Here is an 11,104-nt window from a genome sequence, read left to right as displayed (position 1 = left end):
GAAGTCACGAGTGTTCTCGGCTAATTCATAAAACAGCCGCCGGAATTTTGCCGGCTGCATTCTCAGGCATGTGTTCCATACCACGCAGAGTCATCCCGGAGTGCAACAAGGAAATGGCTGCTTTGATGGAGAAAAAGTAGGATCATTGCTACTCATTCAACTTCACCATCGAGGTGTGCCGATGAAAATCCAATTTGTAAGATCCAAAGAGCTCATTCTAACCACTCACGCAGGGGTGGCTACAGTCGGTGCTCTGCTTGCTCATACAAAATTGACGAAGCAATTGAACCATTCCGTCATTAAGGAATTTGAAAACCCGATTCACTCTCACTCCGATGTGATGAAAAGCTATCTAGGCTTGCTCTGTCAAGGCAAGAGCGACTTTGATCACATCGAGCCGTTCCGCCAAGACGATGTCTTTCCTATTTTCTTGTCATTAAAAAAAGTACCTTCAAGCCCTACGCTCCGACAACGGATGGATGGCAGGAAATGAATGCTATCTACCACTTGATATCGATGTTTCTCCCTTCGACAATTCGGGCACCAAGAAGGAAGGCGTATCGCGTACCTATAAAGGTGCGGATGGATACGCGCCTATCTTCGCCTATCTCGGTCAGGAAGGGTATGGTATCAACGTGGAATTACGAGAAGGCAGTGTTCATTGCCAGAAGGGGACCGACGCGTTCTTGAAACAAAGTATTCGCTACGCTCGGCGTATCACCGATCGTAAGCTGCTCGTCCGCATGGATGGCGGGAACGATAGTCTGGACAATTTGCGCGTCTGCCACCAGCATCCCGACACGGACTACATCATCAAGGTCAACCTGCGAAAAACGCCGAAAGCGGTGTCGGCAAAAAAGCTCATGTCAAGTAGGATTAGGGTCTCATTGTCGATGTTGACGATATGAATTTACTGCCAGAGCCTTATTTCAACCATAAAATCCCAATGAAAAGATCAGGGCTGCAGTATGAACACGGATTCAGGATTAAATTCTCATGACATATATCAACCGCTATTTGAATTTTTTCCAATCGAGATGGCTTTCTTCGAGTAATTCTGCAAAACTTTTATTTTTTTCACGGGCGCGCTGTTCAGCTTTCTTGCGTTCGATTTCCCTCTGACGATCTTCTTCCTGTTTTTGTTTCATCGCTTTGCCGGCATCTTTAAGTTTTGCTACCACTGCGGGATCGAGACGTTCACTTAATGTAGCGTTATCATTATTGTTATCCTTTCCCTGCGGTCTGTTATTTTGTTTCTGATTCTTATGCTTGTTCACGAGAGATTCTCCTTCCCATGTTTCTACTCCGTATCGTAACATTGACCGTTCGCCGAGGCAAAACTTTATTGGGCGATGTGAAATGACTTTCGATATTTTGTAACAAAATAGAATCAATAAAAAAAGGGAGTTGGATTATAGTGGCGAAGGCGGCAGAACGCGCAGAAAAAGCCTGCATGATTTCAAAGGCGATTCGCGGAAATGTGGCTACGATTCCTTACAGAGACGTTTCAAATACGCAATTTGTTCGGAGTGAGAGAGAATATTTCCGGGGGTCTCAAGAATCAGAGGAAGCCTTTTCATAAGCGGAGTTTGCAAAAGCTTCTTGATCCTTCTCTCACCGATATAACCTTGTCCCACATCTGCATGGCGGTCGCGAAAGGATCCGCTGGCAAACATGGAATCATTCAGGTGTACAGCTTTCAGGTGTGAAAAATAATCGATCTCTTCTCCCCTGGCGACAAGTTCATCCCAGTTTTCTCCGGTCCACAATCCACTGGCAAAGGCATGGCACGTATCGAAACAGAAACCGATTTTTTCCGGATAATCGGCAAGCTTCCTGATTTGCACTAATTCCTCTAACGTGATTCCTATTTTAGTGCCCTGGCCTGCTTGGTTTTCAATCAAGACGAGAGTGTTCCCATTCCATGAACGAAGCACCCTGTTTAAAAAAGCAATAATGTTCACGTAGCCCTTTAACGGATCTTTACCTTTGTAGACTCCAAAATGAACAACCACCCCTATGGAGCCGCATGCTTCCGCAATCTCTAGATCATTTAATAAGGACCCCATAATTTTATCCGCCATTTCTGTACCTTCATCGACGGCAAAGTTTGTCGGATACGGGGTGTGCGCTATAGAGAGAAGACCGTTCGCTTTGCAGTAGTCCGCGCAATTCATCGCATCATGAGCATCGAAGGTTTTGATAGATAAACTGCGCGGATTTTTCGGGAAGTACTGAAAGGAACCACATCCAGCGACATGCGCTGCTTTTGCCGCGTAGGAATAACCGTGCCGAATGCTCACATGGCTGCCAAACAACATGTATGTTCACCCGCTAATGCTGACAATTTGTACAATAGAAACAGCAGATGCTTTGCCCTGCGTTTTTCCCTGTGATTTTACTGCACTTATCTCTAGCATGCCCTTTTCCGGACGAATCATATTGAATTATTGCCGTTCTGTGTAATTCTTTAGATAAAAGGTGTATAATTCTATTAACCTAGTACTTTCTATATAGTCCGTAACGTATTATAATAAATAGGTACTATGTGCATCTAAAGTTTCATGAGGTGGCGTCCAGTGCTCATAAAAATAAATCCCATTACCGCTAAAAAAGTATTGATCCAGTTAAACAATTTAATTGCAGTACGGGTGACCGAAATTCTCACAGACCATCTTAACTGTGAAGACTATTTACGCTGCATGGATTCCATAGAATGCACCCTGCCGCAAAATATATCCATAGAAGACATAGCTTCCTTTCTTAGTCAATATTTTGGTGCTACACAGTCAAGGTCTTCAGACGAAATCCTAATTATGAGAAAGTAGGGCGGGCAAAACACAAAATGTCATTTGAATTCCTGCCGAACCGCAACACATGTGGGCTCTACCAATTCTTATTAGCCGTTCACGGGTTGTTAATTATGTTTTTTCCCCAAATAAAATTTTATAACTATATATGCAAAGAAGCTATTAACCACAGTGTTAAGGATTAGAACATCGTATTTTATTGAAAGTACGTGGTAAGAAATTAATACGACTGATGCCATTAAAAAAAGCATACACATCCAATAGACGTAAAAACCTGCCTTGTATTTATTTACAGGGTTAGTTGTTTTATTTTGATAAGTTTTTATCTTCCCATGATTTTTCAATAGAAAAATACAGCGAATCAGATCATAGACGGCAATAATAAAAGGAATGATCCATATCCAATAAAACGAGCCTCCTCTGTAGTGAGAAATCATCGTTATAATCAACCCTACGACTAAAAATGATTTTATAAACAATTCTTTCATTTTACGCAGCCCCATTTCCATGAATATAGAAGAAGCTGTTGATTAAAAGGAATCAACAGCCCTAATGTATCTTAGCATACAACTAATCCACAATACAGGTAAGAATACCAGCATGAACCACAGTATAAGCAAACGACCCAACTTGAACAACCACAACATGCTCCAATACAAGCTAGAATTTGCATCGCACAGTTTTGATAGTTTGCGCCACTACAGAAGCAATTAAGGACACATAATTTGCTTCTTAATTCCTAGCATCGAGATATCGAGATCTCTTACTTCTGCATTATTTAAGTCTATGTTTGTATTTGCAAATCGAGCATCTTTTTTAGCCTTTAGTATCGCTTTGTCAGTTTTGAGTTTTTCTAATTTTTCTTTAATCTTTGCTTTGTCAATTACTTGTTTAGAACTAACAACGTCTTTTTGACCTGCAACACCTGCCAAATTGGAAAAACTTTTTGTAGCGCTAACACTTAATTTGTTCCCACCTCCGCAGCCACATGGCTTCTTACTGACATTGCTTTGTGAAGCAGCATAAGCCTGTTTTTCTGTTATCGCTATGAAAGGAATAATTGTGTAAAATGTCATGAGAAGTAAAGTTACTACAAGAAAAAGTCGACTTTTCATACAAAACCCCCCTTTTCGAATTTACCAAATTATATCATTATATTGGAATATTTTTCAATATATTTGAAAAAATACTTTTTTATATTGAATGTTTGCATATATTGAAAAACTAGCATCAACTTGATATCGTAAACTGGTCAGAGAAGATGAACCTAACGTAACACTCTCTCACATGAAGATATTCAAATACTTCTAACTCAATATGGATACAACGATACCTTTCAAGCATTTACAGTATAAAGAGCAATTATAATAAGTAAGAATAGGAGGTGCTTTCTGTGACCCCTATGAATATAGTATTAATAATTGGAGCGATAGCTTTTCTAATCTCATGTATTCTTAATTCGTTTCCATTTACAAAGAAATTGATAATTTATCCTCCCTCCATTTCAATAGCTACCGGACTTATTCTAATTCCCTTTGGTTTTCGTATTGATTTGGGTTCCTTAGTATAGGATCTGGGATATCGGTAACCTCTTTCTTTGGAATCATTGCTGTTATTTTGATGCACTATATAAATCGCAATAAAGCAAGAAGAAAAGTCTCGTAATCTTTATTGCAAGTGGCGAGAAGTGAACAACAGAAAAAGGCTTTTTTGCGGGATAAATGCTACCATTTACAAAAAAGCTCACGCCTCTCTAATTTGGACGTGAGCTTTTTGCCTATAATATACTAACTGCTATCAGCTAGTGGATAATAAACAGATAGCCAGGCGTATGGTAGTCATAATTTCTGGTTTGACATCCCAAAAACACCCCGGTTAGTTTTTCTCTTTCTCTTTATCTAAATTTCTATAGTTCAATGCCCTCACTCGTTGCATCCCATTACTTTTTATGTCCAACAGCTTGAACCTGTACACCTGCACCCAGTAGACGCTGGCGAATCTGCCGGGCGAACTGCAGGGCGTGTGTTCCGTCCCCATGAATACAGATCGTATTCGCTTGAAGAACAACATCTTCTCCCTGAACAGCACACACTTTTCCTTCCTTCACCATGCGAATAACCTGGCTGACTGCCTGTTCCGTGTCGGTAATCAAGGCATTCGATTGGCGGCGGGGTGTAAGCGACCCATCCTGCTGGTATGTACGATCCGCAAAAACTTCACTCGCCGTAGAAAGACCGGCTTTCTGTCCTGCCCGGATAAGCTCGCTTCCGGACAAGCCGAAAAGAACTAACTCCGGATCCACCTTGTACACCGCTTCAGCAATCGCTTCCGCCAATGGAAAATTTTTTGCGGCCATGTTGTAAAGAGCCCCATGTGGCTTGACGTGCTGCATTCTTCCCCCTTCCGCTTTAACAAACCCGCCTAATGCGCCAATCTGGTATACAACCATGTCATACGCTTCCTGTGGAGAAATATCCATATTTCTTCTTCCAAATCCAACGAGGTCCGGCAAGCCGGGATGAGCTCCAATCGCCACTCCTTTTTCTAGCGCAAGGCATACTGTTTTACGCATAACAGACGGATCACCCGCATGAAAGCCGCAGGCAATGTTTGCGGAAGTAACAATGGAAAGGATTTCGTCATCGGTTCCCATTGGATAGGCACCGAAACCTTCGCCCATATCGCAGTTTAAATCTACCTGATACATCTCTCTCCCCCTATGGATTTCGCAGCGCAATGGCCTGCTTTACTTGCTTAATATCCCTTTCCCTCTTGATATACAGTGCATGAGCTTCCTCAAGAGACACTTGTTGAAACCTCACGCTCTCCCCTGGCTTTGTCTGGGCGATCACCGGTAAATCTACGGTAATGATGTGGGCGACTTTCGGGTATCCCCCGGTTGTCTGCCGATCAGAGAGCAGTATAATGGGCTGACCTTCCGGCGGAACCTGAATGGTTCCTGCCGAAACCGCCTCTGAGATAAGTTCCAGCGGGGAAGATAGCTCCATCTTTTCCCCGGAAAGCCTGTATCCCATCCGATCCGACTGCGGGGTCACCCGGTATGGCGTTTCAAAAAATTTCTTTCGGCTCTCCGACGTGAACGCTTCAAACTGGGCCCCTCGGAGAACGCGGACAACCGGCTGGCTGCTGTACGCAGGCACCAGTTCAAAGCTTATCCCCCAATCCGCTACCGCACCATATGAAAATTCTGCTTTTTTCAGGGATAACATCTGTCTACGAGCCCAATCAGAAGGGGAATTGCCCTGTAATACGTCACCCTTTTTTAACGCCCGTCCTTCATAACCGCCAATCCCCGCCCGCAAGTACGTGCTATAACTTCCGAGAATCTGTGGGACATGAAAGCCGCCCGCTATGGCGAGGTATGCCCGGCAACCTGATACTAAGCCTTCAAACGTCAGTACCGCTCCCTTTTTTACATATACGGGACGCCACTCCGGGACTACCTGTCCATTAACAGCTGGGGAAAGACTACCGCCGCAGATCGCGATCAACGCATCGTCTGTAAACTCCAGCGCCGGTCCCATTACTGTCATCTCTAATCCGGCTGCCGCTTCCTCGTTACCGACCAGTATGTTGGCCATGCGCAGCGCAAACAAATCCATCGCTCCGCCGACAATAACACCGTACTTTTGAAAACCGTATCGGCCAGCATCCTGAACCGTTGTAAGAAGTCCGGGGCGTAGCACGTTTATATTCAACCTTCTGCCCCCTTCCATCTCTCATATTCTTCCCGGGTAACCGGGTGGAATCGAATCCTGTCCCCCGCACGGAGAAGAGTCGGAGGATGTTCATCCGGTTTAAACAGACCAACAGGTGTCCGTCCAATGACCTGCCATCCTCCGGGCGTTTCTATCGGATAAACCCCCGTCTGCATCCCGGCAATTCCTACAGATCCTGCCGGAATCACCATGCGCGGAGAAGAGCGCCGCGCCGCGGCAATTCTTTCTGACATTCCACCGAGGTACGGAAAACCGGGCGCAAATCCAATCATATAGACAAGATATTCATTTCCGCTGTGAATCGCAATCACTTCATCCGTTGTAAGTCCATTCATTTCCGCTACGTCTTCCAAATCCGGACCGAATTCTCCCCCGTAACAAACCGGAATTTGCACCGTTCTCTGCTGTTCATTCGATTTGTTATCGAGGTTCATTAGCATCTGCTCCAGAAGGGCACAAACCCGTGTATAAGGGGAAGGGTGTAGTTGATTGCCGACAGGTTTCGAATGACAAACCGAATCGCAAAATCGGACCGGGTCATAAAAAACGGTCACCGTTGTAAAAGCCGGGACATATTCAATCATGCCGGGGAACGGGTGATCTTCGAGATAGGCGGACAATATTCGCACTTTATGATGAACAGTTTCATCTATAGAATCGCCCACTTGAATCACCACTGCCGAATCGCCAAGCGGAAAGAATTCCATTTTTTCACCCCCTCTTTTAACGGCATCCTATTTATTGTATACCCATCCTAATTTTTGTGATATTTGGTTGGCGGCTTGCTTTACTTTTTCCACTAGTTGTGGCAGCCTCTCCTGCTTAAACCGCCCTTCCGGACCGGCAATGCTCAAGCCTGCCGCCACCTCTCCGGCATGGTTAAAGATCGGAACCGCCACCGCCGAAGTATGATCTTCCAATTCCGAATGGCTAACGGAGTACCCAAGCACTCTCGACTGATCCAGTACGGACCGCAGCTCAGCCGGGTCTGTTAGAGTGCCGGAAGCGATGGCTTTCATCTCCGTATGGTTTATATACTCATCCTGTTCCGTTCTCGACAGAAAAGCGAGAAGAATCCGGGGACAGGCTCCGGCATATAAAGGGGCCCGGCGTCCAATTTGCGTATACACACGGACCGGCTGCATCGTATCCACTTTTTCAATATAAATGGCTTCCTTGCCGTCCTGCATGATGAGATTCACCGCCTCGCCGACATCATCCCGCAGCGCGCGCATAACCGGCAAAGAAATCTGCCTGATGTCAAGACGTTCTGCCACAAGATGGCCAAGCTGGAGAAAAATAAGCCCGAGTACATATTTTCCGCTTTCATTTTTCTGAAGAAAGCCCATTTCTTCAAGAGAGCCAACGAGCCGGTAGATAGACGTCTTTGGCCTCCCGGACAATTCTACCATGTCCTGCAAGCTTAATTGTTCGTTTTTATAAAACAGGCTAAGCACTTCCATTGATTTCACGATCGTTTTATTCTTTTCCCCCACTCCGGCACCTCATTCCGAATTTTGGTTTATAAGTTCCGAATTTAAAGCATTTATATTATAGTAAATTTTTCTGATAAAAAAAACAAGCGGTAATTGTTCCGTGTTAAATCAAAAAAACAGCCCGTAACAACTGTAAAAGTGATACGAGCTTAGTAAAAGGCAATATTACTTTTGAAAACTTATTCTTTCTTCATTACCACTCAGACGCAGCATGGTTTCACTTGGCCTTGTTTCCGCAATGACTTCGCCGTTTCTTATCGAGTACCGAACGGGCACCTGACGGCGAATAGCATCATATTCATTTTCAGCCGGCAAAATAATGAGATTCCCTGATTTCCCTTCTTCCACCCCATACCGATCCTGAATATAGAGGGTCTTAGCGCTGTTGTTCGTGATTAAGTCGATCGAATTCAAGATTTGCTCGTATCCCATTAGCTGGCATACGTGAATCCCCATATGGAGGACTTGCAGCATGTTGCCCGTCCCGAGCGGATACCACGGATCAAAAATATCATCATGACCGAAGCATACATTGAGCCCTGCCTCAAGTAATTCTTTAACCCGGGTAACACCACGGCGCTTTGGATACGTATCAAAACGCCCCTGAAGGTGAATGTTGACCAGTGGATTCGCGACAAAATTAATGTTGGACAGCTTCAATATCCTGAACAGTTTAGAGGTATACGCATTGTTGTACGAATGCATGGCGGTCGTATGGCTGGCCGTTACCTTTTCCCCAATACCATAGCGGTAGGCTTCCGCTGCCACCACTTCAAGAAAGCGGGATTGTTCATCATCAATTTCGTCGCAGTGAATGTCAACTAGCCTATCGTACTTGGCCGCAAGTTCAAACACCTTTTTCAAAGAATCTACGCCATACTCTCTTGTAAATTCATAATGAGGAATGCCGCCTACGACATCGGCGCCCATGCGGAGCGACTCTTCCAACAAGGCCAGCCCATTCGGATATGAGTGTATTCCTTCCTGAGGAAAGGCGACAATCTGCACATCAACAAACGGAGCCATCTCTTCCTTTACTTCCAGCATAGCCTGCAGGGCCACCAGTTCCGGATCTGTCACATCCACATGCGTCCGGACGAATTGAATTCCCTGTGCCAGCTGCCACTTCAAGGCCGTAGTCGCCCGCTGCTTTACATCCTCTTTTGATAGCAGCTTCTTACGTTCGGACCAGCGCTCGATTCCTTCGAATAAGGTTCCGCTTATATTCCAGCGCGGTTCGCCGGCTGTCAGGGTTGTATCGAGATGGATATGCGGCTCGATAAAAGGGGGAAGAACTAATCCTCCCTGAGCATCTATCATCTCTTCCGATTCATCGTCGCTTGATACTTCTTCTGAGATACGGGCAATCTTACCATCCTTGATTAAAAGGTTCCAGAGCCCGTTTTTATTTCGTAACCGTGCATTTTTAATGAACATTATAAGCGCCCCTTCTTCATCAAATTACTTAAAATGTAATAGATAATGCCGCTAAATACAATCGCCGGATAGGTCGCACCAATTGAACTTGTAAAAGCGGATAGATGGCGCAAGAGCAAAAAAACAACAACACCGATGACCCACGTGACCATGGCAGCCCAGTTAAACCCGGATTGGTACCAGTATTTCCCCCGCTTATCATCGAAAATCGCCGCCTCATAGTTTCGCTTTCGAATTAGGTAGTAATCCACAATCGTGATAGAAAAGATCGGACCAAACACCATACCGATATAATCTAAAAAGGCCGTAAATGATTCCAAAAAACTGCTTAAATAAAGCGGTACAACCGTGAGTATGGCAGCAAGAATCGTAACAAGCCAGAGCGCTGCAATCGGTTTGATTTTCTTTGTAATATTCGTTAACGAAATCCCCGCGGCCATTAAATTTACCGCGTTTGCCGTCGTACTCGTTAAAATAATGACTAACAGAGCGACAACTCCAAGCCCCAGTTTACTGGCAATTGAACTTGGGTCTGAATTATTCGGGTCGTATGTTCCCGTGGAAATAGCCGTTCCTATCGTGGCAATAATTCCAATAAAGGCAAACCAGAATAGTGCAACATTGGCACCAATCATTGGTGCAATCGTGGATGTTCTTTTCGTTTTTCCATAACGGGTAAATTCGGCAATCGCCGGAACCCATCCCAGACTGAAAGCAGCCATGGCATCCATAGCCGCGCCTATTGGCATTCTTTTATCCGTCGGTGGCTGCCAGTGCACAATTTCTGCAAAGGAAACACTTCGTAAAACAACGACCGTTTCCCATACACCTAGAATTAAAATAAAAACAACACCAATCCGCTCTACCATTTTTACGGATTTGTGGCCGGTGGCGATGGACAATAAGTGCAGAATACTCATAACAATAATACCGAATAACATCGTTTTACCGCCGCCAGGTTCCCCAAAAGCAGGCCATCCAAGCCAGCCTTTGCATATAAAACTGATAGAGATGGCCGCAATGAATGTGTTCACTGCCGTCCAACCGATAAATTGGGTTGTATTAAGAACGGAGGGCAAATAACTACCGCGTATCCCGAAGGATGGACGTGTTAATGCCATTGTCGAGGTGCCTACTTTGTATCCGATATATCCGATAAGCGCCATAATTAAATAGGCAATCGGATTGGCTATCAAAGTAACGTAAACAGATCCGGCAAACGCGGTACCCGCGACAACTCCACCCACATACCAGGAACCATTATTTGCATTCGCGCCAATCCAAGTGGCGACCATGTCCCAGAATTCTACGTTCCTCGCGTGCTGTGGAACTGCTTCTACAGCCCCATACTCTTTCTCTATTTCTTGGCTTCGTTGCCCTTTTTCCTCCATTGTTATTCCTCCATTCTATTTTCGAGTTAAAACAAATAAAAATGGCCTTTGTAGCACGTGCTGACAAAGGCCATATGAGCACATCTTCAACAGAAGGCATGCGCCTCCCGTCAAAAAGTAAGTCCGGTTACCTTGTCAACCTCACGGGGCTAATTTAAAGGTTCAATATACACATTTAAAATTATTATGCCTGATTCTTTCCGGTATATCAATGAAAAAAAAATATCAAG

General features: G+C 44.6%; 9 protein-coding genes and 1 pseudogene. 1 reads left to right on the top strand and 9 read right to left on the bottom strand.

From position 1 onward, the window contains the following. Positions 1 to 181: 181 nt before the first annotated feature. A pseudogene (locus H525_RS23750) lies at positions 182 to 842 on the top strand (transposase); the annotation flags it as partial. 171 nt (positions 843 to 1,013) lie between these two features. Here the strand turns inward: H525_RS23750 and H525_RS0111620 are convergent. The 9 genes from H525_RS0111620 to H525_RS0111565 form a co-directional block, all read right to left on the bottom strand. Further along, entirely contained in the window at positions 1,014 to 1,277 is a 264-nt protein-coding gene (locus H525_RS0111620) for a YqkE family protein (RefSeq protein WP_027416366.1), read from the bottom strand. Positions 1,278 to 1,484: 207 nt separating this feature from the next. Next, positions 1,485 to 2,321 carry a deoxyribonuclease IV gene (locus tag H525_RS0111615; protein WP_027416365.1) on the bottom strand — a complete coding sequence of 279 codons (837 nt, stop codon included), beginning with the start codon at positions 2,319 to 2,321 and terminating at the stop codon, positions 1,485 to 1,487. 1,199 nt (positions 2,322 to 3,520) lie between these two features. Then, positions 3,521 to 3,925 carry a hypothetical protein gene (locus tag H525_RS0111600; protein WP_027416362.1) on the bottom strand — a complete coding sequence of 135 codons (405 nt, stop codon included), beginning with the start codon at positions 3,923 to 3,925 and terminating at the stop codon, positions 3,521 to 3,523. An 824-nt stretch (positions 3,926 to 4,749) separates the two neighbouring features. Then, entirely contained in the window at positions 4,750 to 5,517 is a 768-nt protein-coding gene (gene pxpA, locus H525_RS0111590; protein ID WP_027416361.1) for a 5-oxoprolinase subunit PxpA, read from the bottom strand. 10 nt (positions 5,518 to 5,527) lie between these two features. Further along, entirely contained in the window at positions 5,528 to 6,529 is a 1,002-nt protein-coding gene (locus H525_RS0111585; RefSeq protein WP_027416360.1) for a 5-oxoprolinase subunit C family protein, read from the bottom strand. After that, positions 6,526 to 7,257: a 5-oxoprolinase subunit PxpB gene (pxpB, locus tag H525_RS0111580; RefSeq protein WP_027416359.1), complete on the bottom strand. Its 732-nt coding sequence runs from the start codon at positions 7,255 to 7,257 to the stop codon at positions 6,526 to 6,528. The genes H525_RS0111585 and pxpB overlap by 4 nt, the downstream gene beginning before the upstream one ends. Positions 7,258 to 7,284: 27 nt before the next feature. After that, positions 7,285 to 8,046: an IclR family transcriptional regulator gene (locus tag H525_RS0111575; protein ID WP_027416358.1), complete on the bottom strand. Its 762-nt coding sequence runs from the start codon at positions 8,044 to 8,046 to the stop codon at positions 7,285 to 7,287. Positions 8,047 to 8,211: 165 nt separating this feature from the next. Further along, positions 8,212 to 9,483 (bottom strand): cytosine deaminase, encoded by a 1,272-nt coding sequence (locus tag H525_RS0111570; protein ID WP_027416357.1) that lies wholly within the window; start codon positions 9,481 to 9,483, stop codon positions 8,212 to 8,214. After that, entirely contained in the window at positions 9,483 to 10,874 is a 1,392-nt protein-coding gene (locus H525_RS0111565; protein ID WP_027416356.1) for a cytosine permease, read from the bottom strand. The genes H525_RS0111570 and H525_RS0111565 overlap by 1 nt, the downstream gene beginning before the upstream one ends. Positions 10,875 to 11,104: the final 230 nt, after the last annotated feature.

Source organism: Aneurinibacillus terranovensis DSM 18919, from assembly GCF_000430625.1.
Classification (GTDB): Bacteria; Bacillota; Bacilli; order Aneurinibacillales; family Aneurinibacillaceae; genus Aneurinibacillus_B; species Aneurinibacillus_B terranovensis.
The sequence above is the reverse complement of the archived record's forward strand: the minus strand, read 5'-3'. Positions and strand labels throughout refer to the sequence as shown.

Excerpts from the sequence above, each read along its gene's own strand:
- H525_RS0111600 (WP_027416362.1), bottom strand. The coding sequence starts at position 3,925 with ATGAAAAGTCGACTTTTTCTTGTAGTAACTTTACTTCTCATGACATTT.
- H525_RS0111570 (WP_027416357.1), bottom strand. The coding sequence starts at position 9,483 with ATGTTCATTAAAAATGCACGGTTACGAAATAAAAACGGGCTCTGGAAC.
- pxpB (WP_027416359.1), bottom strand. The coding sequence starts at position 7,257 with ATGGAATTCTTTCCGCTTGGCGATTCGGCAGTGGTGATTCAAGTGGGC.
- pxpA (WP_027416361.1), bottom strand. The coding sequence starts at position 5,517 with ATGTATCAGGTAGATTTAAACTGCGATATGGGCGAAGGTTTCGGTGCC.
- H525_RS0111615 (WP_027416365.1), bottom strand. The coding sequence starts at position 2,321 with ATGTTGTTTGGCAGCCATGTGAGCATTCGGCACGGTTATTCCTACGCG.
- H525_RS0111565 (WP_027416356.1), bottom strand. The coding sequence starts at position 10,874 with ATGGAGGAAAAAGGGCAACGAAGCCAAGAAATAGAGAAAGAGTATGGG.